Source organism: Streptomyces sp. NPDC055189, assembly GCF_053606765.1.
The window spans coordinates 47615-70870 of sequence record NZ_JBSGSG010000041.1; the positions used below are offsets into that span (position 1 = coordinate 47615).

The following is a 23256-nucleotide window of genomic DNA, read 5'->3' on the forward strand; positions in this document are numbered from 1 at the left end:
CGCCCGACACAGGTGGAATAGAGCCGCCCGACACGGGTGGCGGCGGGTGGCGGGATCCTTTTGAACCATGGCGATCCTGCCACTGTCCGCGGCGCGAGCCGCGGGCGAGCCTGGTGGGAAAGGGAAGGGACCCCACTCATGACTCGCATCGCCATCAACGGATTCGGCCGCATCGGACGCAATGTGCTGCGCGCACTGCTGGAGCGCGACAGCACCCTGGAGATCGTCGCCGTCAACGACCTGACGGAGCCCGCCACTCTGGCCCGGCTGCTCGCCTTCGACAGCACGGCCGGCCGGCTCGGGCGGCCGGTGAGCGCGGACGGGGACGCCCTCGTCGTCGACGGCCGGCGCATCACGGTGCTCGCCGAGCGCGAACCGGCGCAGCTGCCGTGGGCCGAACTGGGCGTCGACATCGTGCTGGAGGCCACCGGCCGCTTCACCTCGGCCAAGGCCGCCCGCGCCCACCTCGACGCGGGCGCGAAGAAGGTACTGGTCAGTGCGCCGTCGGACGGAGCCGACGTCACCCTCGCGTTCGGGGTCAACACCGACGCCTACGACCCGGCCGTGCACACCGTCGTCTCCAACGCCTCGTGCACCACCAACGCGCTCGCCCCGCTGGCCAAGGTGCTCGACGATCTCGCCGGCATCGAGCACGGCTTCATGACGACGGTGCACGCCTACACGCAGGAGCAGAACCTGCAGGACGGCCCGCACCGCGACGCCCGCCGCGCCCGTGCCGCCGGCGTCAACATCGTGCCGACCACGACCGGCGCCGCCAAGGCGATCGGCCTCGTGCTGCCGAACCTCGACGGCAAGCTGTCCGGAGACTCGATCCGCGTGCCGGTGCCGGTGGGCTCGATCGTCGAACTCAATACGACCGTCGCCCGCGACGTGACGCGCGAGGACGTGCTTGCGGCCTACCGTGCCGCAGCCCGGGGGCCGCTCGCCGGCGTCCTGGAGTACTCCGATGACCCGCTCGTGTCGTCCGACATCACGGGCAACCCCGCCTCGGCGATCTTCGACTCGGCTCTCACCCGCGTCGACGGCCGCCACGTCAAGGTGGTCGCCTGGTACGACAACGAGTGGGGTTTCTCGAACCGCGTGATCGACACGCTCCAACTCCTCGCCGCCGGCTGACCGGAAGCACCGGTGCGGCCCTGCGTACGCCTCCGGGGCGCGGGGCCGCGGCCCTCAGACGATCAGGCGGCCGCGGTGGGAGGCGCGGCGGGCCGCGGCCAGCAGGCCGCGGATCTGTGTGCCGGCCTGGTCGATGTTGCTGAGGGGTGTGGCGAACGGCAGCCGGACATCGAGATGCGACACCGGGTACTCCAGGCGCAGCGTCACCCCGTAGCGGTCCATCGCCAGCGGGACGGCGCGCAACATGCCCTTGGCCGGCTGTGGTTGGACGAGGCGCACCAGGAGAGGGACGAGCTCCTGGTGACTGTCGACGAGGTGGGTGAGCATGTCCGCTTCGCTGCCCGTGACCGGGTCCGGGGTGACCTCGCAGAGCTGGTCCAGCGAGACGAAGTGGCGGCCCCGGTCGTCCTTGAGGAGTGCCTGGCCGAACTCCATGCAGGTGCTCTGGGCCGACTCGTCGCTGTAGGGGGTCGCCAGAAGTCCGGTGACGGTGACGCGGGCGCGCAGGCGATCTCGTACGGCGGTGGGGGCGATGTCGGTGAACTCCAGGCGGACCGGGCGGCGTTCGTGCGGCGACGGCGGGTTGTCCTGGCCCGGGGCGTGCAGGTGGATGTGGCCTGCACCCGCGCCGTCGAGCCGGTGGATCTCGGTGTGACACCCGTCGCTGATCACTGTCATCGACTGAGCCGCGTGCAGGATCGCGTGCACGCGCTCGGCGGGGGTCGGCTGCGTGATGCGGGTGCTGTGTGGGCGCATCCAAATGCTCCATGCCGTCGAAGAGACCCAAGCTCTACTTAGGTATGCCTAACCTAACTCATGAGGGTGGTCGGAGAACAGCCGGGAGTACGGGGCGGATTACGGCCAGTGGCCGGTGGTGGTGGGCGGCCGGTCGGCGGCGCTAATTTTGCATGCTCTGCATCTTTGCGTACTCTGCAAGATGTGACAGGCAACAACGCTGCGCCCGGACTCCGCGAGCGCAAAAAGCGGGCCACGCGGGCGGCGTTGGCCGACGCCGCGGTGCGTCTTGCCGCCGAGCACGGGGCGGAGAACGTGACCGTCGAGGCGATCAGCAGTGCGGCGGGAGTATCACCGCGCACCTTCTTCAACTACTTCGACAGCCACGACGACGCCTTCCTGATGATCGACGAGGAGGTCGGCGAACGGATCCGGCGCGCCGTGCGCCAGGCCCCCGCCGCCCAGCCCGTCCTGGACGTGCTGCGCGAGGCCTTCGCCGCGGAGCTGCTGGACATCGAGGAACGCCACGAGATCTGGAGCCTGCGGGCCAAGGTCTTCCAGCGCTCGCCACACCTGCTCGTCCGCGGCCTGGGGGCCCACATGGCCGAGGAGGTGGAGCTGGCGCAGGCGATCGCCGAACGCCTCGGGGGAGTACCGGGCGAGGCCGTCGGGCTCTATCCCAAACTGGTCGCCGCCGCCTCCACGACCGCCGTCCGGGTGGCCATCGAGGACTGGTGCGGGCGCACGACCGACGCCGCTTTCGTCGACGTCTTCCGCCTCGCCTTCGCGCACCTGGCCACCGGCCTTGCCGCCCCCGCAGCGGACTCCTGAGCCCGCGTCACTCCTTAAGTTCTGCCTCTGCCCGACCAGCGGACCGATTTCCAAGAGGGACATCTTGAGCACAGCAGAGGCGCCCGAACAGGCGCCCACATCCATGAGCAACAAACAGATACTCCAGGCCATGTCCGGGCTGATGGCCGGCATGTTCGTCGCCATCCTGGCCGGCACGGTCGTGGCCAACGCACTCCCGCGCATCATCGCCGACCTCGGCGCCAGCCAGTCCTCCTACACCTGGGTCGTCACCTCCGAACTGCTCGCCATGACGGCGACCGTCCCCCTGTGGGGCAAGCTCTCGGACCTCTACAACAAGAAGCTGCTCCTGCAGCTGTCCCTGGCCATGTTCATCGTCGGCTCCCTGCTCGCCGGGTTCTCGCAGGGCGTGGGGCTGCTCATCTTCAGCCGCGTCGTACAGGGCATCGGTGCCGGCGGTCTGACCGCCCTTGCGCAGGTCGTCATGGCGGCCGTCATCCCGCCGCGCAGGCTGGGCAAGTACGCGGGCATCTTCGGCGCCGTGTTCGCCGTGGGCACGGTGGCGGGACCGCTGGTCGGCGGCGTCCTGGTGGACACCTCCTGGCTGGGCTGGCGCTGGTGCTTCTTCATCGGCGTGCCGTTCGCGCTGCTCGCCATCCTCATCCTGCAGCGCACGCTCCGACTGCCGACCGTGCGCCGCGAAGTGAAGATCGACTTCCTGGGTGCCTTCCTGATCGTGGCCGGCGTCTGCGCGCTGCTGATCTGGACCTCGCTGGCGGGCCAGCAGTTCGACTGGGCGTCCTGGCAGACCGCGGCGCTCACCGGAACCGGTGTGATCCTGCTGGTGGCGGCGGTGTTCGTGGAGTCACGCGTGCCTGAGCCGATCATCCCGCTCGCCATCTTCCGCAACCGGACCGTCACGCTGACGACCGTCGCGAGCCTCCTGGTCGGCGTGGCCATGTTCGGCGGCACCGTCTTCCTCTCGCAGTACTTCCAGATCGCCCTGGGCAAGTCCCCGACGGTGGCGGGCCTGATGAGCCTGCCGATGATCCTGGGTCTGCTTGTGTCCTCCACCATCGCCGGCCAGTTCATCAGCAAGACCGGCAAGTGGAAGGCCTACCTCGTCTCGGGCGCCGTCATCATGACCGCAGGTCTGGGACTCCTCGCCACCATCGACGCCGACACCGGCTTCGGCATCCTGAGCCTGTACATGGCGGTGCTCGGCATCGGCGTCGGCATGCTGATGCAGAACCTGGTCCTGGCCGCACAGAACGACGTACCGGCCTCCGAGTTGGGCGCGGCCACCTCCGTCCTGTCGTTCTTCCGCAGCATGGGCGGCACGATCGGCACCAGCGTCCTGGGCGCCGTCCTGGCCAACCGCGTGGCGTCGGAGATCTCCAAGAGCGTGGGCGCGGCGGGCGGTGCGGCCGCCGAGGGCTCCGGTGGCGGCGAGGGTTCCGTACCCGACATGACGAAACTGCCCGCGCCGATGCGCGAGATCGTGGAGAACGCCTATGGTCTGGCCACCGCCGACCTCTTCCTGGTGGCGGCTCCGTTCGCGGCGCTCGCATTCGTCGCGGTGATCTTCATCAAGGAGAAGCCGCTGAAGACGACGAGCGGCATGGAACGACTCGCCCAGGAGGGCGGCCCGCAGTCGGACGACGACAGCAAGAGCACGGCGTCGGCGCCGGTCGCCTAGCGCCGTCACCCTCGACGAGCGGCCGCCGGACACCCCACAAGGGCTGACCGGCGGCCGCCCGCCGTTGCGGGGAAGCCACCGGACTACCGGGCGTACACCATCTTCCGCAGTGGTGCCGGCATGCAACGGGTGGGCTGTGCCAGCGATGGCCGGGTCGTGGCCGACGCCGCCTTCGCGCAGTCCTGCCCCTTCTGATCAGGCGGAGCCGAAGACTGTCTGCCCCAGCGCCCGGGCGCGGAAGGCGGCCGGAGTCGTGCCCGTGCGCAGACGGAAGAACTTCGTGAAGTCGCTCGCGTCCGCGAACCCCAGCCTCCCGGCGACCTCCTTCGCCGGGAGGCTGCTGTGCTGCAGGAGCCGCTTGGCCTCCAGGAGCACCCGCTCGTCGATGAACCTCTTCGCGCTCGCGCCGGTGACGGCCCGCGTCGCCCGGGACAGGGTGCGCGGGCTGTAGCCGAGCGCGGCCGCGTAGTCCTCCACCCGCCGGGTCACCGCGTGATCGCGCTCCACCGCGTCGTGAAGACGCCGGAACACCTCGCTGACCGGGCCCTGCGCGGGCGCCGCGCCGCGCACGGCCGCCAGGCGCAGCAGCAGGACCGACACCAGGTGCCGCACCACCTCGACGTGCGAGTCCAGCGGCAACGAGGCCATCGCGTCGTACTCGTAGGCGAGATGGTCCAGGGCGTGTCGCAGCGCCCGCGCCTGCTCGTCCGAGGGCACCAGCGGCTGCTGCTCGTAGGGCGGATCCATATGGGCGGCAGCCACCGTTGCGGGCGGCAGGAATCCGGGCTGGAACAGGACGACCACCCCGTCCGCCGCCACCAGATCCCGGCCGAACCGCTGCACCTGCCCCGGCCTGATCCACAGCCAGGAGCCGGGCGGCAACTCGTACCCGACGAAATCCACCGTGATGCGCAGCGGCCGCGTCCGCACCGCGATCAGCTGATGGAAAGCCGGGCGCAACGCCGCGTACGGGTCGTTGCCGTGGCGCCGCGAACGCTCGTACAGCGCACCGAGCTCGACCACCTCGACACCGGTGGGCGCACCCACCGCCGCCGTGTAATCGAGGTCCCTCACATCAGGGTGTCCGTTTTTTCCCATCGCGAGTCCCGAGCGTACCGCCGCCGCGCGGCATCTGCCTCCTAGCGTGAAAACAACGAGGCGCAGCAGTAAACGCGCAGGTCATCATGGTGCTAGGAGCGGACGAGTGCGGCTGATCGTGGGAATGACCGGGGCCACCGGAGCGGCCATCGGCGTACGGCTCCTGGAGAATCTGGCCCAGCTGCCGGACGTCGAGACCCATCTGGTCCTGTCCCGCTGGGCCCGCACCACCATCGAGCTGGAGACCGGCCTCCCGGTCGCCGAGGTGAGCGCGCTCGCCGACGTCACCCACCATCCCGACGACCAGGGCGCCACCATCTCCTCCGGCTCGTTCCGCACCGACGGCATGGTGATCGTGCCCTGCTCGATGAAGACACTGGCCGGTATCCGCGCCGGATACGCGGAGGGCCTGGTAGCCCGCGCCGCCGACGTCGTACTCAAGGAGCGCCGCCGCCTCGTCCTGGTCCCGCGTGAGACACCGCTGAGCGAGATCCACCTGGAGAACATGCTCGCCCTGGCCCGCCAGGGCGTGCAGATGGTGCCGCCGATGCCCGCCTTCTACAACCACCCGGCGACCGTCGACGACATCGTCGATCACATCACCGCGCGCGTCCTGGACCAGTTCGACCTGCCCGCGCCCGCCGCCAAGCGCTGGGAAGGCATGCGCGCGGCCCGCGCCGCCGCCCTGCGCCCCGCCTCGTGAAGCCCGCAGCCCAGCCCTCTGCGGCTCCCACTCCCTGAAGTCCCCACCCCCGCCCAGGAGTTACCCATGGCCCACGACGACCTGCGCAGTTTCCTCGACACCCTGAAGAAGGAGGGCCAGCTGCTGCACCTGACCGAAGAAGTCCGGCCCGAACCCGACCTGGCCGCGGCCGCCAACGCCACGGGCCGCATCGGCGAGAACGCCCCCGCCCTGTACTTCGACAACGTCACGGGCTTCACCGACGCCCGCATCGCCATGAACGTGCACGGCTCCTGGGCCAACCACGCCCTGGCCCTGGGCCTGCCCCGCACCACCCCCGTCAAGGAGCAGGTGGAAACCTTCGCCGCCCGCTGGGACGCCTTCCCCGTCGCCCCCGAACGCCGCGAGAACGCCCCCTGGCGCGAAAACACCCGGGAGGGAGCGGACGTCGACCTCTTCTCCGTCCTGCCCCTCTTCCGCCTCAACGACGGTGACGGAGGCTTCTACCTCGACAAGGCCGCCGTCGTCTCCCGCGACCCTGAGGACCCGGACGATTTCGGCAAGCAGAACGTCGGCACGTACCGCATCGAAGTCATCGGCACCGACCGCCTCGCCTTCCAGCCCGTACCCATGCACGACATCGCCCACCACCTGCGCAAGGCCGAGGAAGCGGGCGAGGACCTGCCCGTTGCCATCACGCTCGGCAACGACCCCGTGATGACGATCGTGGCCGGCATGCCGATGGCCTACGACCAGAGCGAGTACGAGATGGCCGGCGCCCTGCGCGGTGCGCCCGCCCCCATCGCCACCGCACCGCTGACCGGCTTCGACGTGCCCTGGGGGAGTGAGGTGGTCATCGAGGGCGTCATCGAGTCCCGCAAGCGCCAGATCGAGGGCCCCTTCGGCGAGTTCACCGGCCACTACTCGGGCGGGCGCCGCATGCCCGTCATCCGCGTCGACCGCGTCTCCTACCGTACGAACCCGGTCTTCGAGTCCCTCTACCTGGGCATGCCGTGGACCGAGGTCGACTACCTGGTGGGCCCCAACACCTGTGTCCCGCTGCTCAAGCAACTGCGCGCCGAATACCCCGAAGTGCAGGCGGTCAACGCCATGTACACACACGGCCTGATGGTCATCATCTCCACGGCCAAGCGCTACGGAGGCTTCGCCAAGGCCGTCGGCATGCGCGCGATGACCACACCCCACGGCCTGGGATACGTGGCCCAGGTGATCCTCGTCGACGAGGACGTCGACCCCTTCAATCTGCCGCAAGTCATGTGGGCCATGTCGGCCAAGGTCAACCCCAAGGACGACGTCGTCGTCATCCCCAACCTGTCCGTCCTGGAACTCGCCCCCGCAGCCCAGCCGGCCGGCATCACCAGCAAGATGATCATCGACGCGACCACCCCGGTCGCCCCCGACGTACGCGGCAACTTCTCCACCCCGGCCAAGGATCTGCCCGAGACCAAGGAATGGGCGGCCAAACTCCAGCGGCTCATCGCGGCCCGCCCCTGACCCCCGCAGCCTCAGCTCTCCCTTTCGGAAGGAACCCGGCCATCACCATGACCGACATGACCGACGAACACACCACTCCCTGCATCTGCCCGCGCTGCGCCTTCGAGACGATCGACCAACTGGCGACCTCACCCGTACCCGGCGTCTGGGACGTCCTGCAGTGCCGCCAGTGCCTCTACACCTGGCGCACCACCGAGCCCGCCCGCCGCACCCGGCGCGACGCCTATCCCGAACAGTTCAAGATGACGGTCTCCGACATCGACAACGCCATCGAGGTCCCGGCCGTACCGCCGCTGCGCAGCGCCGGCTGACGCCGGGCGATGCGGGGGTTCCCCCGCACTCGCGTCCGGCTGTCATGCCGCCAGAAGGGCGACCAACTCCGGGACAGGCGCGGCGGGGCGGGCCGGGTGCAGCGCTTCGGTGCGGTGGACCAGGCGGGGTGCGGACAGGGGGACTGCTGACGTGCCCGGCAGCTCGGCAGCCGCCGTGAGGGGCAGGACCGCCAGGCCGTGTCCGCCGGCGACGAGTGTTCCCACTCCCTTGATGTCTGTTCCCCGGTAGGTGACTTGGGGACAAAAGCCGTCGGTACGGGCGGCTGCGCGCAGCTGCGTCAGGGGGATGGCGGCATCGGGCGCGTCCAGCCACTGCGCGTCGGTCAGGTCCGGGAGCCGGAGGGCGCTGCGGCGTGCCAGCGGGTGGCCGGCCGGGAGCAGGACGGCCAGGGGCTGTTCGGGGGCGGCCAGGGCGGCGGTGGTCAGAGGGCCCGGGTCGGGCAACGGCAGCGGATCGGTGGGCGCCGCCGCCCCGTCCACCAGTCCGAGCCCGGCATCCCCGGCCATGACGGCCCCCACCACGGCATCCCGACCCAGGACGCGGAGCGACACCTCAAGGCCGGGGGAGGACCGGCGGATACGGGCCAGGGCGTGGGTGAAAGCGGACGTCAGCGCGAGCGGGCTGACGGCGACGGTGAGCTGCGCCGAGCGTGCTGCGTGAAGCCGGACGATGTCGGCACGGGCCGCGGCCAGGCGCAGCAGCAGCGGCCGCGCATGTTCCATCAGGCGCTCGCCCGCCCCGGTGGGCCCCACCGGCCGGCGCTCCACGAGTTGCGTGCCGAGGTCGGCCTCGAGCGCTGCGATGTGCTGCGAGACGGCGGACTGGGTGTAGCCAAGCACCCCGGCGGCCGCGGAGAAGGAGCGGTTGTCGACGACGGCGACGAAGGTCCGCAGGAGGTGTGGATCCATGCGCATCAGTATTGCTTGCGCATCAGTATTGCTAATGCGGAGTGCGGAAATCATCGTTGGACGTGATGAACCGGCTCCGCCGACGATGAGTCCATGACACCCGAATCCACGACGCCCGCCGCGACACATCCCGAGTCGGTTACGCCTCCTGCCGCCCGCATCGCCCTCGTCGCGGACCGCTCCGACCACGTCCGCTCCCACACCCGCATCCCAGCCCTCCTCCAGGCCTTGCGCGCCCGTGAGGGCCTCAACCTCGACGCCTACTGGATCCCCACCCACGAGGCCCACGCCGGGGTCGAGGGCTTCGACGCCGTCTGGGTGCTGCCCGGCAGCCCCTACCGCAGCGAAGCCGGAGCGCTCGCAGCCATCCGTACGGCCCGGGAGCAGGACATCCCCTTCCTGGGAACCTGCGGCGGCTTCCAGCACATGCTCCTGGAGTACGCACGGTCGGTGTGCGGCCTCGGCCGGGCCGTGCACGCCGAGAACACCCCGCGCGACGACCACGCCGGCGACGGTGAGATGACCGGGAGCGGCGACGAGGTGATCGTCCCGCTGGCGTGCTCACTGGTCGGCCACGAAGGCGCGATCCTCCTGGCGGAGGACTCGCACGCGGCCCGACTCATCGGCGCCCGCAAGACGGTGGAGCGCTACCACTGCAACTACGGACCCAACCCCGCCCACGTGGAGACACTGCGCGCCCACGGGCTGCGCTTCACCGGCACGGACGCAAGCGGGGACATCCGCATCGCCGAACTGCCCGGCCATCCCTTCTTCCTGGCCACCCTGTTCCAGCCCGAACTGCACGGTGACGGCACCCGTCCCCACCCGCTGATCACGGGGCTCGCACGGGCCGCGGTACGACACTCGGCGGCGATCGGCAGCTGAGCCGACGCGGCGGTTGGACATATCGGTTGCCGGTCATGGTGCCGTGAAGCAGGATGCGGGGATGCGCTTCTCGGTGAACATTCCGAACTTCGGCGACTTCGCCGATCCCCGGACCGTTGCGAAGGTGGCCGCGGCGGCGGAGCAGGCGGGCTGGGACGGGTTGTTCGTCTGGGATCACGTGCTGCACCGCAAGTACACGGGCAGGCCCTTCGGGGACCCCTGGATGCTGCTGACCGCAGCCGCTCTCGCGACCTCCCGGATCAGGCTGGGCACGCTGGTCACCCCGGTGGCCCGCCGGCGCCCGCAGCAACTCGCCCGCCAGGTGGCGACCCTGGACGTCCTCAGCGGCGGCCGGGTCACCTTCGGCGCCGGTCTGGGCGGGCCCATCGAGGACGAGTACGGCAGCTTCGGTGACACCACGGACCCGAAAGTCCTTGCCGAGCGCCTAGACGAGGGCCTGGACCTCCTCCAGCGCTACTGGTCGGGCGAGCCGGTGCACCACGACGGACGGCACTACCAGGCACGCGACGTGAGACTGCTGCCCGCCGCCGTGCAGCGCCCCCGGCCGCCGATCTGGGTCGCCGGCTTCTGGCCCAACCGCCCGCCCATGCGCCGGGCGGCCCGCTGGGACGGCGCGGTCCCGCTGTTCACCGACGCCAAGCACGGCCACGTGCCGCCCCTCGACCAGGTCCGTGACCTGGTGGCGTACCTGCACGAGCAACGCGCGGACCGGTCGCCCGACACCCCCTTCGACATCGTCCTCGGCGGTGCCACGCCGGGCGACGACACCGCCGGGACCCGCGACCTGATCGGACCGCTGGCCGAGGCCGGAGCCACGTGGTGGGACGAACGCCAGATCCAGACGGGCGACGACCTCGACCGGCTCACCCCGGTGCTGCGCCGCATCGAGCAGGGCCCGCCGGTCCTGTAGTGCCCTGCCTCAGGGCGCCGACCGGTGGGGCGCACGAACGAGGCAGGTGAGAAGCCGTGCCGCGTGCTCGTAGCGGCGTACCTCGCTGTCGGTCTCGGTGTCGTGGGTGGCATCGACCGGCAGGGCACGGATGCGCTCGCTGCTGGTGACGAGACGGAAGACGAGGGCGCGGGCGACGTACTCGACGAAGTCGGGACCGCTCGCGGAAGCGGCCTCGTGAAGCAGCTCCGGGCCCGCACCGTGCCAGATCAGGGCGTCACCCACGACGACCGCCTCGCCGAAGGCCGGCGGCCGCCAGTAGGGCGAGAAGTCGATGACCGCGGGCGCCAGCCCCGGCGCGAACAGGACGTTGCCCGTCAGGTCGCCGTGGACGAGCTGGGGCCGCACCCGCGGCATCGGACCGAGCAACGCAGCCAACTCGTCGTAGGGCTCGCGCAGAGCGGGCAGCAGATCGGCCTTCTCCTCCTGCCAGGCAACACGGTCACCGATCGCCCACCAGTCGCGACGCCGGTCGAGGAAACCGGGGCGGGGCACGTCGGCCAGCGCGCGGTGGAAGGCGCGCCCCGCAGCGACGACCTCGAGCCAGCGGGGCGCCGCCGCGTGATCAGGTTCGGCGCCGGCGACGAAACGGGAGGCGGCCCAGCCGTCGTGGCTCCAGGCACCCGTGATGGCCCGCAGGGGCCGCGCGACGCGGAAACCGTCCTCCGTAAGCGATTCCATGACGTCGCCCAGCCACTCGGCGAACTCACCGTCCGGGCCGGTGGGCTTGAGCACCACGTCGCCCACGCGGACAGAGTTGCCTTCCCCGCCGGGCAGACGAACGGTGCGGCCGGTGAGTCGAAAGGCGTTGAGTACATCGCGTCCGGGGAGCGTCATGACCGATGATTGTCGTCGGGGCCCAGGCGGACGTCGCGGCATTTTGGTGAGCGGGCCTGAGCGCAGGTGAACACACGCCTGAGTAAGGCCAGGGCTTCGCCGGCAGCGTCGTCAAGGGCATGCCCAGGGCAAGACCTTGGTCTGCGAAAACGCGGTGCGGCCCCAGCTCGGCAGGCCGTAGCGTCCCTGTGGTGAGCAGCTTCAATACACACCAGAGACGGGTCTACGACGAGAGGCTGATCGCGCGGGTTCGGCACACGAACCTGCGCTCCTGCCTCGTGAACTTCGCGCCCTACGGCTTCCGGGCCACCTATCACCACCTCTGCATCAGTGCGGGCATCCCCAGGAACGTGGAGAAGGACCCGAACTCGCTCGTACGAGCCGTCAAGGAGTTGCACCAGGCCCGGCTGATCTGGCTCGCTGCCGAACGTGCCTTCGCCAGCAGTCGCCGGACGGACAAGGCACATGGCTTTCGGCAGGTGCGAGCAGATGAGGCTTGGCGCGGCTGGCAGCGCGGGTGGGGCAACATCGCCTACTGCCCCGAGCCGACGATGCACCCCGACGAGCCGCTGCCTGTCGTCGTCGAGCGGGTCCTGCGATCGGCGGTCCCGGCGGATGGAGCCCTCGCGCTGACGTGCCGGGTATGCGGGAACCGCGGCAACACCAAGGCCTGGCACGACGGTATCCGCAGGATCCATCAGTTGTGCAGAGCATGCGGGGTCACCCTCGCGGCGGAGCAGGCCGACGCGCCCGACCCCCTGCTGGCAGCCGACCACGCCCGGCAATGGAAGGAGATCTGGAGGCTGCGCAACGAGTCTCCTCGCCATCCGGGCTGAGTACGGCACGCTCACTGCAGTAGCGCCACGCTCACTGCATCAAAGGGGTTGCGAATCCGTACTCGGAGAAGGCGAACGAGAACAAGCCCCCGCAGACCGGCGGGCAGTCAGACCGGCAGGCCGGTAGACAGTCAGGCACTCGTCCGCAACGCGGCGACCCCTGGCCCCTCAAGCTCCTCCAGCGCTGCCTGCCGCCCGGAGATGGCCAGCAGCAGGGAAAGTGCGGTCCCGTGCACTTTCGGACCCTCCCCGATCGACAAGTCGGCGTCCGTCGGAGCCAGTTGAAGGCCGGCCACCCGCTCCTTGGCGCCGCCGAAGGAAGCGGAGGTGCGAGCCTGCAGGCGCAGAGATCTGACGACGGCTTCCGTCGGGTAGGAGCGGCTGAGCCCCAGGGGCCGCCGGATGTCCTCACCATGGACGATCTCCTCGACGAGCCGGGTGTCGAGGGGTGCCGGAGGGCCCGTCTTCCGTGAGGCAACCTGACGCAGCCGCTCCAGCGTCTCGCGCGGCGACGCACCGCGCTCGCGTTCCACCCCGCGGGCGTTTTGCCGGTCGAAGTCGAAACGTGCCCGGACCATGGCACCGACGAACCCCAGACGCGTCGCACGAGCGGTGTCCACCAGATGGGCGGCCACATCGTGCACGGTCCACCCCTCACACAGCGAGGGCTGCTCCCACTGCGAGTCGTCGAGACGCGCCAGGTCCTCGATCAGCGCCGCGCGCTCCGCGTGTACCAGTGCCCAGACATCTTCGTTCACGGCGGTTCCTTTGCTCGTCTCCAGTGTCTGCCAGGGGAGACCCGCGGCGCGACAGGAACTCATCGCCGGGGGAGCGGGGCATCGTGACGACGGCGCCACCCGACGCCACACCGAACGGTCCCGGCAAGCACCATTGAGGCACGCGGTGGAATTCCTCAGGAAAATGTCGCCCGCCGATGTCGAGAACCCGAAACCGGCTCCGTCCCGGCAGTGAACGCGACCACAATGGCCGCACCAGTACCGAGGAGACACATCATGGCCAAGTACCTGCTGCTGAAGCACTACCGCGGCGCGCCGGCATCGGTCAACGACGCCCCGATGGAGCAGTGGACGCCGGAGGAGATCTCGGCCCACGTGCAGTACATGAACGACTTCGCGGACCGGCTGGAGAAGACCGGCGAGTTCGTCGACAGCAAGGCGTTGGCCCCGCAGGGGACGTTCGTGCGGTACGACGGCGAGGGGCGCCCGCCGGTCACCGACGGCCCCTTCGCCGAGACCAAGGACCTCATCGCGGGCTGGATGATCATTGACGTCGACACCTACGAGCGCGCCCTCGAACTGGCCGGTGAACTCTCGGCCGCCCCCGGCGCGGGCGGCAAGCCGATCCACGAGTGGCTCGAACTGCGCCCCCTCCTGGGCGGCCACTCCACGGACACGGATTGCCCTTCCCACCGGTGAACGACGCCCTGCTGCGCAGCCTCACACCCGGCGTGCTCGCCGTCCTCGTCCGCCGCGGCGCCGACTTCGCGGCGGCCGAGGACGCCGTGCAGGACGCCCTCCTCGAAGCGGTCCGCGTCTGGCCGGACGACCCGCCGCGGGATGCGAAGGGCTGGCTGATCACCGTGGCCTGGCGCAAGTTCCTCGACGCGACCCGCTCGGAGGCATCCCGCCGCCGGCGTGAGGACCGCATCGACGAGGAGCCGGCGCCCGGCCCCGCGCCCGGCGTGGACGACACGCTCCAGCTCTACTTCCTGTGCGCCCACCCCTCGCTCACCCCGTCCTCCGCCGTCGCGCTCACGCTGCGCGCCGTCGGCGGGCTGACCACGCGCCAGATCGCCCGGGCCTACCTGGTGCCCGAGGCGACCATGGCGCAGCGCATCAGCCGGGCCAAGCGCACCGTCTCCGGCATACGGTTCGACAAGCCCGGCGACGTCGCCACCGTGCTGCGCGTCCTCTACCTGGTCTTCAACGAGGGCTACTCCGGCGACGTCGACCTCGCCGCCGAGGCCATCCGCCTCACCCGGCAGCTCGCGGCCGCCATCGACCACCCCGAGGTGGCCGGGCTGCTCGCCCTCATGCTGATCCACCACGCCCGGCGCGCCGCCCGGACCGCGCCCGACGGCAGTCTGGTGCCGCTCGCCGAGCAGGATCGCGGCCGGTGGGACACGGATTCCATCGCCGAGGGCATCCAGATCCTGCAGGCGGCCCTCGTCCGCGATCGCCCGGGCGAGTTCCAGGCGCAGGCCGCCATCGCGGCCCTGCACGCCGACGCGCCCACCGCGGAGGAGACCGACTGGGTGCAGATCGTCGAGTGGTACGACGAGCTCGCGGGCCTGACCGACAGCCCCGTCGTCCGCCTGAACCGCGCGGTGGCCGTAGGCGAGGCGGACGGCCCGCGCGCCGGCCTTGCGGCGCTGGCGGAGCTGGACGACGCACTGCCGCGCCACACCGCGGTGGCGGCCTATCTCCACGAGCGCGACGGCGATCTGGATACGGCGGCACGGCTGTACGCCGAGGCGGCCCAGAAGGCACCCAACCTCCCCGAGCGCGACCACCTGACGCGCCAGGCCGCCCGGCTCAACGTGCGCCGCTCGCGGTGACGGGCTTTCGCGGTGACGGGCTCAGGAGCGGCAGGCCTGCTCCACGAGCTGCTGGATGAGGGGAGCGATGTCCTCGGCGGGGCACACGAAGTCGACTTTGCCGGTTTCGATGGCCGCTTTGGGCATCCCGCGGAACGCCGCCGTCGCGGGGTCTTCCACGATGACGATGCCCCCGTGCGACTTGACCACTTCCACTCCCCGGGCGCCGTCGCCGTCGGATCCGGTGAGCACGCAGGCCACCAGCAGCGGCCCGCACGCCTTCGATGCCGACGCGAAGAGCGGGTCGGCGGCCGGGCGCGAGAAGTTGACCGGGTCTTCCTTGGACAGGGAGAGCACACCGCCCGTATCCACACACAGATGGTGATCGGGCGGTGCGATGTAGACACTTCCCGCCGTCGGGCGCTCGCCGTCTTCCGCCAGTTTGACGCGAAGGCCGGTGTGGGGCGACAGGATGTTGACGATGCGCGTCTCGCGGGAACGGCGCAGGTGCTGGACCACCAGCACGGCCGCCCGGATCCCGGCGTCCAGGCCGCCCAGCAACGTCTTCAGGCCCTCGATGCCCCCGGCGGAGGAGGCCACCATCACGGTCGCGCAGCGGTCATCGGGTTCGTGCGGCTGCCTGCTGTTCACGCGAGGACCCTAGCCCGGCCGTCGCCTCTTCGGGAGCCATTGCGGTTGAGGGGGAGCTGAGTGTCGGCGAGACCGTGTGAGGCCGGAGGGGTCAGGCACAGCAGATGGCGGAGACTTGGCCAAGGTGGACAGTGGTGAAGCGGGCGCCGGCGGTGGCCTGTACGCACGGTACGCAAGTCGCTTCCGTGGATGAGGAGTTGGTGCGGGCATGAGTTTCCGGCTGGCGGCGTACGCCGTGTGCATCGAGGACGGGCGGGTCCTGCTCGCCCGTCACGTGTCACGTCTCCGAGAGTCCAACTGGACTCTTCCGGGCGGCAGAGTCGAGCACGGAGAGGATCCGTTCGAGGCGGTGACCCGGGAGGTCGCTGAGGAGACTGGCTGCGACGCGGTGGTGCAACGCCTGCTGGGTGTGGACTCACGGGTGATCTCCGCGGCCGACCGCACCGTTCCCGGCGGACCGGAGCATCAGAATGTCGGCATCTTCTACCAGGTCAGTATTACCGGTGGTCAGCTCCGGCCCGAGCCGAACGGCGAGATCGCCGAGTCGGTCTGGACCGCGATCCCCGACGTCGCTTGCCTGCCCCGTTCGTCGCTGGTGGACATCGGACTCGCCCTGGCACAGACCCGCCCGGCAACCGGCCATGTCGATCCCGTCCCGGTCGGCGGACTGATCCGGCACTGACACGGAGAACGGGGACCGCCTCGGCTCCGCCGTCAAGCCATCTCCGGTGGCTCCCAGACCGAGCAGTCGTGTGCGAAGAGCACTCTGCGCGGGTCGAACGCGAGCAACCGCTCCATCCAGGGAAGACAGGCAGGAAGCGGTGGTTCGAGGCCGTCCTCGGTTGCCCGGTGGGCCATGTGATCCGAAGCGAAGTGGGAGGCGAAATCGTGTGCCTGCCCGGCCAGGATGGCTGTGCCGTCATCCTGCTGGACCACCAGGGACTGGTGTCCTTCGGTGTGACCAGGGGTGGGAATGATCCATACGCCGGGCCAGAGTTCCGTTTCGCCGGTGAGCTCCTCGTAGTCGGCGCCGGGAAAGTCGACGAGGTCGTCGATGGTGTAGTCGCCCCGGCGGGCCGTGGCCAACTCCGTGGCCTGTACGACGATGGGCGTGCCGCTCAGCAGGGGATTGCCGCCGCAGTGGTCGAAATGAAGGTGGCAGTTCACCACCATGGAGATGTCGGCGGGGGTGATTCCCGAGGCCGCGAGGGCGTACTCCAGGGGCCTGCGCCGGGGACGGTAGTGGCTTTCGGTTGCGGGGTCGACCGCGCCGATGCCGGTATCGAAGAGAATCAGTCCCTCCGGGCGCCGGACCAGGTAGCCGAAGACGGGTTCTGCGCGTGGCCGTGCGGTTCCGGCTTCTGCGGCAGGACGGACGACATAGCCCAGATCGAGTCGACGAACTTCCGCGTCCTTGTGCACCATCGGATCATGCTCGCAGGCCGCGTGTCTCTCGTCCCGAAGGTTCTGCCGACAGCAGACCGGGCGGGCGGCACCGCCGCTATCGCGTCCTTACCGGATCCCCGCACAAACCCGCTGGTGGGCCAGGTCTAGGCTCACGCTTGCCGAGTGCTCACCGAGCAAAGGGGATAGCGCGATGAAGGTAGTGCTGGCAGGAGGCACCGGGCAGGTCGGAGCCGTTCTGGAGCGTGCGTTGACCGCCGGCGGACATGACGTCGTAGTCCTGACCCGCAACCCTGTGCGTGCGCGGCAAGTCGCTTGGGACGGGCGCACATCGGGCCCCTGGGCTGCCGAGATCGACGGCAGTGACGTGGTGGTCAACCTGGCGGGACGCAGTGTCAGCTGCCGCTACACCGAGACCAATCTGCGGGACATGATGGACTCGCGGGTCCACTCCGCCGAGGCCGTCGGCGCGGCGATATCCGCCGCGGCGAAACCTCCGGCGCTCTGGCTCCAGATGAGCACCGCCACGATCTACGCCCACCGCTACGACGCACCGCACGACGAGGCCACCGGTGTCATCGGCGGTAGGGAGAGCGGGGTCCCGGACTACTGGGAGTACAGCGTGCGGATCGCCAGGAACTGGGAGCGGGCCCAGCAGGAGGCCGCCACCCCGCACACCCGCAAAGTCGCTCTGCGTGCGGCCATGGTGATGAGTCCCGACCGGGGCGGTGTCTTCGACGTGCTGCTGAAGATGGCCCGGCTGGGCCTCGGCGGGCCGGTCGCGGGCGGAGCCCAGTACTTGTCCTGGATCCATGACCGCGACTTCGTCCGCGCGGTGGAGTTCCTCATCGGACGCGACGACATCGAGGGTCCGGTGAACCTGGCCGCCCCCGGCCCACTCCCGCACCGCGCGTTCATGCGGCAACTGCGGTCGGCGGCACGCGTCCCCGTGGGGCTCCCGGCCACCAAGTGGATGGCGGAAATCGGCGCACTCGCGCTGCGCACGGACACGGAACTACTCCTCAAGAGCCGCCGCGTCGTGCCCGGCCGGCTGCTCGACGAGGGGTTCGCCTTCGAGTACCCCGCGTGGCCGGAGGCGGCAGCAGATCTCGTACGACGGGCACGGGAGCAGCGCCGCGGCCGGAATTCGGCAGCATAGGACGGCCCTGAACTGTCCCGTGCCGGCACGGGACGGGCATACCTGGAGCCGGAATTGGGTTGCTGTCATCCAGGTCGGCAGGCAGGCTCTGGATCATGATTGAACTGCGTACGTTGGAAGCCGACGACTGGCTTCTCTGGCGGGAGTTGCGTCTGGCGGCGCTTGCCGAGGAGCCCTCCGCATTCGGATCGACACTGGCGCAGTGGCAGGGATCCGGCGACCAGGAGGAACGCTGGCGTGCCCGGCTGTCGATTCCTGGCGCACGCGATCTCGTGGCGCTGCTGGACGGCCGCCCGGTGGGGATGGTCAGTGGGGTTCCGGGCGAGGGGGACTGCGTCGAGCTGATCTCGATGTGGGTCGATGCTGCGGCGCGGGGCCGGGGCGTGGGGGACTGTCTGGTCCAGGGTGTGGAGCGGTGGGGTGCGGAGCGCGGCGCAGGGACGCTGCGGTTGTGCGTGATGCCGGACAACCTCAACGCCACCGCGCTCTACGAGCGGCACGGCTTCGCCGACACCGGTGAGCTCGGCGACCTGCTCTCCGACGGCGTGCGCAGAGAGCGTGTCATGGCGAAGAGCCTGACTGTGGTGTGACCTCCGCACCAAGGGGCGCGGGATATTCCACGTGCCTTTGCCGCGACGGTCGAGACATGTGAGGCGGCCCCGCGCAGGACGTCCCGCTCGCTGCACACATGGCACATCACGAGGGAACGTCCTGCCGGCTGCGCCGGGTTGGGCGGCGGGGCGGTCACCAGCGGTGTCGCCCGCGGGCCGTTCAGCTGGTGACGGCCTCCGACTTCGGCGCCGCGGAGGAATCTGCCGAGGCGGCGGCGGTGTAGAAGACGGAGGAACCCTGCTTGGTGCGCAGGGCACGGCCCTTGGCGACCAGGCCTTCCACCGTGGTGCGCACGACAGTGGTCTTCAGGACGCGCTCGGGGCGGGCCTTGGCGAGCGCGGTGGTGATCTCGGCGGCGGAGCGCGGTTCCTTCTGCTGGCCGAGGTGGTTGTCGATCAGTTCGACCAGCGTGGGGCCCGCTGCCGGAGCGGCAGGCTTCTTAGCGGCGGCCTTGGGCGCACTCTTGGCCGCCTTTTCCTTGTCCTTGCCCCCGCTCTTGTCCTTGGCCTTGGTGGCGGCGGCCTTGGTGGCGGCCGGCTTCTTGGCGCGGGCGGCACCGGAGTTGTTCGGCCGCGGAGCGGGTACGGCCGCCTTGCGGGGGGCTGCCTTCTTGGCGGTGGTCTCCGCGGCGGAGGGGGAGCCCAGCGCCTGCTGCATGCTCAGCAGCACCGCGTGGTCGGCCTCCAGTTCCTGCAGCTGCTCCTGGAGCGTTGCCACCTCGGTCCCGATGCGCTCTTGTTCCTTGCGGTTGTTCTCGAGGTCCTCGGCTACGCGCACGGCGTACTGGGCCTGAACTCCGGCAGTTTCCGGCTTAACGTCTGACATGGCAGTGACCTTTTCGTGGGCGCACGCAGTCGTGCGGGTGGCGGGGCGTGCTCACGACCGAGCACTCCTGGTGAGGGTGCATGTTTGCACCTCTTAATGTTGACTGCCCAACCTGCAACAGCAGTAACTCATGTGCCGGTAGCGAAGGTTACGTGTTTGTGTTCGCTCGCGGGTGCATTAGATGAAGTCTCGGGCCTCCCAAGTACAAACGTTGCCTCCAGGTCTGCACCAATGTCGGCACCGCATGCGCGCACTCATGTGCGGCACATGGGGTCAGCCGACGGCCGATGCCATGCGCCGTACGGCCTGGGTGAGGACGTCCGGAGAGGCGGCCAGATTGAGTCGCACGAAGCCCTCCGCGCCGGTCCCGAACGGCCTTCCTGAGCTCAGAGCGACACGGCCGCGCTGCAGGAAAGCCTCGGCCGGGTCGTCGCCCAGGCCCAGTTCCCGGCAGTCGAGCCAGGCCAGGAACGTGCCCCGGGCAGGCGTGTAGCCGACGGCGGGCAGGTGTTCGGACAACAGCGCGGACAGCAGCCGGCGGTTGTCGTCGAGACCGCACAGCAGTGCGTCCAGCCACTCGCCGCCATCACGCAGGGCCGCCGTGTGGGCGATGATGCCGAGATGGCTGGGGCCGTGGCTGACCTCTTCGGGGATGCGGGCGAGGTCGTCTGCGGCTTCGGGGCCCGCGACGGCGAGGGCGGCCTTGAGTCCGGCCAGGTTCCAGGCCTTGGACGCCGACATCAGGGACAGCCCGTTCTCGGCACCGGGCACGCTCAGGAAGGGCACGAACGATGTGCCTGTCGCCACGATCGGGGCATGGATCTCGTCCGCCACGACACGCACGCCGTGTGTGCGTGCCAGGTGTGCCACCCGCGTCAATTCGGCCGTGGTGTGCACGGTCCCGGTCGGGTTGTGCGGGCTGCACAGCAGGTACACCGGCCGGCGCGCGCCGCCGGCAGCGCGAGCGAACACCTCCTCGAGGACGGTGAAGTCGATGCGCATGTCGGGGCCCAGTGGTGCCTCGACGACGGGCCGGTCCAGGTTGCCGGCGAACTGGTAGAAGGGCGGGTAGACGGGACAGTTGACGATGACGGGGTCGCCGGGCACGGAGAGCAGCTTGAGCATCTCGACGATGCCCAGCATCACGTCGGGCACGATCGCGGTGCGCTCGACGGCAAGGCCGTCCCAGCCCCACCGCTTGTGGGCGAACTCGGCCAGTGCCTCGGCGTAGGCGGTTCCGGCGGGATAGCCGGTGTCACCGAGCGCCACGGCCTCGGTTATCGCCTCGGCGACCGGCCGGGCCAGCGGGACGTCCATCTCGGCCACCCACAGCGGCAGCACGTCCTGCGGATAGGTCCGCCACTTCATGCTCGTACGCCGCCGCAGTTGTTCCAGCGAGAGCCGGCTCAGCGGGTTGGCGCCCTCGGGCGCGGTGAGATCACGCGACACATTGTCCATACGTCAAAAGTAGGCAGGCCCAAGCGGGTTCCTGCCTACTTCTGACGTACTCGGGTGTCGGCCCGGCGGGTGCGGTGCGGTGCGGTGCGGTGCGGTCAGCGGAGCGCCTCGGCGAACTCGGGGACGACCTTGTCCAGGGCGTAGGAGACGGAGAGGACCGAGTCGGCGGCGAAGGCGGAGCTGAGCGTGGACTTCGGGTCGAAGACGACGTCATGTCCGGCCTTGACGGCAGGAATCTCCTTGTAGAGCGGGTCGTTCTCGATCTTCGACTTGGGGATGCCGATCGACGACATGACCAGCAAGTCGGAGTCGAGCATGTCGAGCCTCTCGCGGGAGACCGTGACGGAGAAGGACTTGCCGGCCTTGGCGTCGACCTTGGGGTTGTTCTTGAAGCCGAGCCGCTCCAGGAAGTCGACGCGTCCGCCGCCCGTCACGTAGGCGCCGTAGCCGACGCTGGTGCGCGCGCCGGAGGTGGCGGTCTTGCCCTTGAACTCGGGGTGCTGCGCGGTGGCGGACTTGAACTTCTTCTCCGTCTTGGCGATCAGCTCCTGGCCCTTGTCGTGCAGGCCGAGGGCGTCCGCGACCATCGTGGTCTGCGTCTCCCAGTTGGTCAGGTACTGGTCGCCGCCCTTGGGCACGCCGACGGTGGTGGCGAGCTTGCTCAGGGTGTCGTAACGCTTCTGGTCGCCGCTGGACTTGGTGTCCAGGATCAGGTCGGGCTTGAGGGAGGCGATCTTCTCGTACTCCGGCTCCAGCGTGCCGATCTTGGTCGGGCTCTTCTTGTACAGGCCCTTGGCCCACGGCCCGACACCGTCACCGCCGAAGGCGAGCCAGTCGCTGGCGCCCACCGGCTGGACGCCGAGGGCGAGCGCGGTCTCCGCGTCGCCCCAGCCGAGCGCCACCACGCGCTGCGGCTTCTTCTTCACGGAGATCTCGCCGAACTTGGTGGCGACCTTCGCCGGGAAGCCCGCCGTCGAGGCGGCCGAGCCGCCTCCCTCGTCGTCGGAGGACGAGCACGCGGTCAGCGTGCCGGTGAGGGCGAGGGCCGCCGTGAGCGCGACGACGGTGTTGCGGCGCGCGGGGCGGAGGGAGCGGGCATCACGCGAGGCCCGCGTGAACGGCGACTTGACTCTAAGGGGCATGAACTTAGGCTACCCTAACCTAAGTGGTGACTGGAACCCGGTGTTCCGTTCCGCTGGCCGCCTGCGCAGGGCGGGCGTACGCCAATCCGCATACGCCGACAGGCCCGTAGCCAACCCGCATATGCCGACGGGCCCGTACGCCGCCCCGCGTCCGTCCGCTCAGCCCACCCGGTGGCGGCCGATGGGCACGATGAGCGGTGTGCCCGACACCGGGTCGGCCACCAGCGAAGAGCGCATCCCGAACGCCTCGTTGACCAGTTCCTCGGTGACGACGTCGCCCGGCCTGCCCTCCGCGATGACATGGCCGTCGCGCATCGCCACCAGGTGATCGGCGTAGCGGCAGGCCAGGTTCAGGTCGTGCAGGACCACCACGATCGTGGTGCCGTGCTCCTGGTTGAGATCGACCAGGAGGTCGAGCACGTCCAGTTGATGGCTCACGTCCAGGTAAGTGGTCGGTTCGTCCAGCAGGAGGATGTCGGTGCGCTGGGCCAGCGCCATGGCGATCCACACACGCTGGCGCTGGCCGCCCGAGAGCTCGTCGACCGGACGCCCGGCCAGGTCCAGGACGTCCGTGGCGAGCAGCGCGTCGGCCACGGCCGCATCGTCCTCGGCGGTCCAGCGCCGAAACCAGCCCTGGTGCGGATACCGGCCGCGGCCCACCAGATCGCTCACCGTGATGCCGTCGGGCGCCACCGGGGTCTGCGGCAGGATGCCCAGGCGTGCGGCGACCTCGCGGGTGGGCATCGTGTGGATGCTGCGCCCGTCGAGCAGGGCGGAGCCGGAGGTCGGGGTGAGCAGGCGGGCCATGGCGCGCAGCAGCGTCGACTTCCCGCACGCATTGGGACCGACGATCATGGTGATGCTGCCGGGCGGGATGTCCAGGCTCAGACCGTGGACGACCTCGCGGCCGTCGTAGCCCAGGTGGATGTCCTGTGTGCCCAGGGTGTGTCCGCCGGCGCCCATGTCCTCGTCCTTGTCCTTGTGCTCGTCCTTGTCTTTGTGT

25 protein-coding genes are annotated in these 23256 nt (G+C 70.0%); 14 read left to right on the top strand and 11 right to left on the bottom strand.

All coding sequences use genetic code 11. The annotated features are described in order from the left end of the window. The first annotated feature begins 138 nt into the window (after nt 1–138). Nucleotides 139–1137, top strand: a complete 999-nt coding sequence (gap, locus tag ACWFR3_RS26360) for a type I glyceraldehyde-3-phosphate dehydrogenase (RefSeq protein ID WP_453737098.1) — start codon at nt 139–141, stop codon at nt 1135–1137. 54 nt (nt 1138–1191) lie between these two features. Here the strand turns inward: gap and ACWFR3_RS26365 are convergent, their stop codons facing one another. Then, nucleotides 1192–1893: a DUF2470 domain-containing protein gene (locus ACWFR3_RS26365; RefSeq protein ID WP_453737099.1), complete on the bottom strand. Its 702-nt coding sequence runs from the start codon at nt 1891–1893 to the stop codon at nt 1192–1194. A gap of 174 nt (nt 1894–2067) precedes the next feature. Here ACWFR3_RS26365 and ACWFR3_RS26370 point away from each other — a divergent pair, with 174 nt between their 5' ends. Both ACWFR3_RS26370 and ACWFR3_RS26375 read left to right on the top strand, forming a co-directional pair. Continuing rightward, nucleotides 2068–2703 carry a TetR/AcrR family transcriptional regulator gene (locus tag ACWFR3_RS26370; RefSeq protein ID WP_453737128.1) on the top strand — a complete coding sequence of 212 codons (636 nt, stop codon included), beginning with the start codon at nt 2068–2070 and terminating at the stop codon, nt 2701–2703. A 64-nt stretch (nt 2704–2767) separates the two neighbouring features. Continuing rightward, nucleotides 2768–4381 (top strand): MDR family MFS transporter, encoded by a 1614-nt coding sequence (locus tag ACWFR3_RS26375; RefSeq protein WP_453737100.1) that lies wholly within the window; start codon nt 2768–2770, stop codon nt 4379–4381. Between the two features lie 195 nt (nt 4382–4576). Here ACWFR3_RS26375 and ACWFR3_RS26380 read toward each other — a convergent pair whose 3' ends face one another. Next, on the bottom strand, nt 4577–5455 hold the full coding sequence (locus tag ACWFR3_RS26380) for a helix-turn-helix domain-containing protein (protein ID WP_453737101.1): 879 nt from the start codon (nt 5453–5455) through the stop codon (nt 4577–4579). Between the two features lie 130 nt (nt 5456–5585). On the opposite strand from ACWFR3_RS26380, the gene ACWFR3_RS26385 reads away from it, so the two are divergent. The 3 genes from ACWFR3_RS26385 to ACWFR3_RS26395 all read left to right on the top strand — a co-directional run bounded on the left by ACWFR3_RS26385 (nt 5586) and on the right by ACWFR3_RS26395 (nt 7987). After that, the gene (locus ACWFR3_RS26385) at nt 5586–6182 is read left to right on the top strand and encodes a non-oxidative hydroxyarylic acid decarboxylases subunit B (RefSeq protein ID WP_453737102.1); all 597 of its coding nucleotides are present in this window, start codon (nt 5586–5588) and stop codon (nt 6180–6182) included. A gap of 66 nt (nt 6183–6248) precedes the next feature. Then, entirely contained in the window at nt 6249–7676 is a 1428-nt protein-coding gene (locus ACWFR3_RS26390) for a non-oxidative hydroxyarylic acid decarboxylases subunit C (protein ID WP_453737103.1), read from the top strand. A 56-nt stretch (nt 7677–7732) separates the two neighbouring features. Continuing rightward, the gene (locus tag ACWFR3_RS26395) at nt 7733–7987 is read left to right on the top strand and encodes a non-oxidative hydroxyarylic acid decarboxylases subunit D (RefSeq protein ID WP_453737104.1); all 255 of its coding nucleotides are present in this window, start codon (nt 7733–7735) and stop codon (nt 7985–7987) included. A 42-nt stretch (nt 7988–8029) separates the two neighbouring features. Here ACWFR3_RS26395 and ACWFR3_RS26400 read toward each other — a convergent pair whose 3' ends face one another. Continuing rightward, nucleotides 8030–8917, bottom strand: coding sequence for a LysR family transcriptional regulator (locus ACWFR3_RS26400; protein WP_453737105.1), 888 nt, complete (start codon nt 8915–8917; stop codon nt 8030–8032). A gap of 93 nt (nt 8918–9010) precedes the next feature. Between ACWFR3_RS26400 and ACWFR3_RS26405 the strand changes: the two genes are divergently transcribed. Beyond that, nucleotides 9011–9802: a CTP synthase C-terminal region-related (seleno)protein gene (locus tag ACWFR3_RS26405; RefSeq protein WP_453737106.1), complete on the top strand. Its 792-nt coding sequence runs from the start codon at nt 9011–9013 to the stop codon at nt 9800–9802. Nucleotides 9803–9863: 61 nt separating this feature from the next. Then, the gene (locus ACWFR3_RS26410; protein ID WP_453737107.1) at nt 9864–10733 is read left to right on the top strand and encodes an LLM class flavin-dependent oxidoreductase; all 870 of its coding nucleotides are present in this window, start codon (nt 9864–9866) and stop codon (nt 10731–10733) included. A 9-nt stretch (nt 10734–10742) separates the two neighbouring features. Here the strand turns inward: ACWFR3_RS26410 and ACWFR3_RS26415 are convergent, their stop codons facing one another. Continuing rightward, nucleotides 10743–11609, bottom strand: a complete 867-nt coding sequence (locus ACWFR3_RS26415) for an aminoglycoside phosphotransferase (RefSeq protein WP_453737108.1) — start codon at nt 11607–11609, stop codon at nt 10743–10745. A 191-nt stretch (nt 11610–11800) separates the two neighbouring features. On the opposite strand from ACWFR3_RS26415, the gene ACWFR3_RS26420 reads away from it, so the two are divergent. Then, nucleotides 11801–12445, top strand: coding sequence for a hypothetical protein (locus ACWFR3_RS26420; protein ID WP_453737109.1), 645 nt, complete (start codon nt 11801–11803; stop codon nt 12443–12445). Nucleotides 12446–12576: 131 nt separating this feature from the next. Here the strand turns inward: ACWFR3_RS26420 and ACWFR3_RS26425 are convergent, their stop codons facing one another. Next, nucleotides 12577–13203, bottom strand: a complete 627-nt coding sequence (locus ACWFR3_RS26425; protein ID WP_453737110.1) for a maleylpyruvate isomerase family mycothiol-dependent enzyme — start codon at nt 13201–13203, stop codon at nt 12577–12579. Between the two features lie 255 nt (nt 13204–13458). Between ACWFR3_RS26425 and ACWFR3_RS26430 the strand changes: the two genes are divergently transcribed. Together ACWFR3_RS26430 and ACWFR3_RS26435 are read left to right on the top strand one after the other, a co-directional pair. After that, the gene (locus ACWFR3_RS26430; RefSeq protein ID WP_453737111.1) at nt 13459–13881 is read left to right on the top strand and encodes a YciI family protein; all 423 of its coding nucleotides are present in this window, start codon (nt 13459–13461) and stop codon (nt 13879–13881) included. Further along, complete coding sequence (locus ACWFR3_RS26435; protein ID WP_453737112.1) at nt 13878–15023, top strand: RNA polymerase sigma factor; 1146 nt, start codon at nt 13878–13880, stop codon at nt 15021–15023. The genes ACWFR3_RS26430 and ACWFR3_RS26435 overlap by 4 nt, the downstream gene beginning before the upstream one ends. A 21-nt stretch (nt 15024–15044) precedes the next feature. Here the strand turns inward: ACWFR3_RS26435 and ACWFR3_RS26440 are convergent, their stop codons facing one another. Further along, nucleotides 15045–15653, bottom strand: coding sequence for a chemotaxis protein CheB (locus ACWFR3_RS26440; RefSeq protein WP_453737113.1), 609 nt, complete (start codon nt 15651–15653; stop codon nt 15045–15047). Nucleotides 15654–15861: 208 nt separating this feature from the next. Here ACWFR3_RS26440 and ACWFR3_RS26445 point away from each other — a divergent pair, with 208 nt between their 5' ends. Continuing rightward, entirely contained in the window at nt 15862–16335 is a 474-nt protein-coding gene (locus ACWFR3_RS26445) for an NUDIX hydrolase (protein WP_453737114.1), read from the top strand. Between the two features lie 32 nt (nt 16336–16367). Here ACWFR3_RS26445 and ACWFR3_RS26450 read toward each other — a convergent pair whose 3' ends face one another. Continuing rightward, on the bottom strand, nt 16368–17078 hold the full coding sequence (locus tag ACWFR3_RS26450) for an N-acyl homoserine lactonase family protein (protein ID WP_453737115.1): 711 nt from the start codon (nt 17076–17078) through the stop codon (nt 16368–16370). Nucleotides 17079–17250: 172 nt separating this feature from the next. Here ACWFR3_RS26450 and ACWFR3_RS26455 point away from each other — a divergent pair, with 172 nt between their 5' ends. Further along, nucleotides 17251–18216: a TIGR01777 family oxidoreductase gene (locus ACWFR3_RS26455; protein WP_453737116.1), complete on the top strand. Its 966-nt coding sequence runs from the start codon at nt 17251–17253 to the stop codon at nt 18214–18216. A gap of 95 nt (nt 18217–18311) precedes the next feature. After that, a complete protein-coding gene (locus ACWFR3_RS26460; protein WP_453737117.1) occupies nt 18312–18806 on the top strand; it encodes an N-acetyltransferase family protein in 495 nt (164 codons plus the stop codon). A gap of 181 nt (nt 18807–18987) precedes the next feature. On the opposite strand, the gene ACWFR3_RS26465 is transcribed toward ACWFR3_RS26460, so the two are convergent. From ACWFR3_RS26465 to ACWFR3_RS26480, 4 genes are all read right to left on the bottom strand, one after another. Then, complete coding sequence (locus ACWFR3_RS26465) at nt 18988–19653, bottom strand: hypothetical protein (protein WP_453737118.1); 666 nt, start codon at nt 19651–19653, stop codon at nt 18988–18990. 273 nt (nt 19654–19926) lie between these two features. Next, entirely contained in the window at nt 19927–21111 is a 1185-nt protein-coding gene (locus tag ACWFR3_RS26470) for a MalY/PatB family protein (protein WP_453737119.1), read from the bottom strand. A 95-nt stretch (nt 21112–21206) separates the two neighbouring features. Beyond that, complete coding sequence (locus tag ACWFR3_RS26475) at nt 21207–22253, bottom strand: ABC transporter substrate-binding protein (RefSeq protein ID WP_453737120.1); 1047 nt, start codon at nt 22251–22253, stop codon at nt 21207–21209. Nucleotides 22254–22412: 159 nt separating this feature from the next. Further along, complete coding sequence (locus tag ACWFR3_RS26480) at nt 22413–23216, bottom strand: ABC transporter ATP-binding protein (protein WP_453737129.1); 804 nt, start codon at nt 23214–23216, stop codon at nt 22413–22415. Nucleotides 23217–23256 lie beyond the last annotated feature (40 nt).

Bases quoted from the DNA above. Each gene is read 5' to 3' on its own strand.
- gap (WP_453737098.1), top strand. From the start codon at position 139: ATGACTCGCATCGCCATCAACGGATTCGGCCGCATCGGACGCAATGTG.
- ACWFR3_RS26365 (WP_453737099.1), bottom strand. From the start codon at position 1,893: ATGCGCCCACACAGCACCCGCATCACGCAGCCGACCCCCGCCGAGCGC.
- ACWFR3_RS26390 (WP_453737103.1), top strand. From the start codon at position 6,249: ATGGCCCACGACGACCTGCGCAGTTTCCTCGACACCCTGAAGAAGGAG.
- ACWFR3_RS26395 (WP_453737104.1), top strand. From the start codon at position 7,733: ATGACCGACGAACACACCACTCCCTGCATCTGCCCGCGCTGCGCCTTC.
- ACWFR3_RS26400 (WP_453737105.1), bottom strand. From the start codon at position 8,917: ATGGATCCACACCTCCTGCGGACCTTCGTCGCCGTCGTCGACAACCGC.
- ACWFR3_RS26405 (WP_453737106.1), top strand. From the start codon at position 9,011: ATGACACCCGAATCCACGACGCCCGCCGCGACACATCCCGAGTCGGTT.
- ACWFR3_RS26410 (WP_453737107.1), top strand. From the start codon at position 9,864: ATGCGCTTCTCGGTGAACATTCCGAACTTCGGCGACTTCGCCGATCCC.
- ACWFR3_RS26415 (WP_453737108.1), bottom strand. From the start codon at position 11,609: ATGACGCTCCCCGGACGCGATGTACTCAACGCCTTTCGACTCACCGGC.
- ACWFR3_RS26430 (WP_453737111.1), top strand. From the start codon at position 13,459: ATGGCCAAGTACCTGCTGCTGAAGCACTACCGCGGCGCGCCGGCATCG.
- ACWFR3_RS26445 (WP_453737114.1), top strand. From the start codon at position 15,862: ATGAGTTTCCGGCTGGCGGCGTACGCCGTGTGCATCGAGGACGGGCGG.
- ACWFR3_RS26450 (WP_453737115.1), bottom strand. From the start codon at position 17,078: ATGGTGCACAAGGACGCGGAAGTTCGTCGACTCGATCTGGGCTATGTC.
- ACWFR3_RS26455 (WP_453737116.1), top strand. From the start codon at position 17,251: ATGAAGGTAGTGCTGGCAGGAGGCACCGGGCAGGTCGGAGCCGTTCTG.
- ACWFR3_RS26460 (WP_453737117.1), top strand. From the start codon at position 18,312: ATGATTGAACTGCGTACGTTGGAAGCCGACGACTGGCTTCTCTGGCGG.
- ACWFR3_RS26465 (WP_453737118.1), bottom strand. From the start codon at position 19,653: ATGTCAGACGTTAAGCCGGAAACTGCCGGAGTTCAGGCCCAGTACGCC.
- ACWFR3_RS26470 (WP_453737119.1), bottom strand. From the start codon at position 21,111: ATGGACAATGTGTCGCGTGATCTCACCGCGCCCGAGGGCGCCAACCCG.
- ACWFR3_RS26475 (WP_453737120.1), bottom strand. From the start codon at position 22,253: ATGCCCCTTAGAGTCAAGTCGCCGTTCACGCGGGCCTCGCGTGATGCC.
- ACWFR3_RS26480 (WP_453737129.1), bottom strand. From the start codon at position 23,216: ATGGGCGCCGGCGGACACACCCTGGGCACACAGGACATCCACCTGGGC.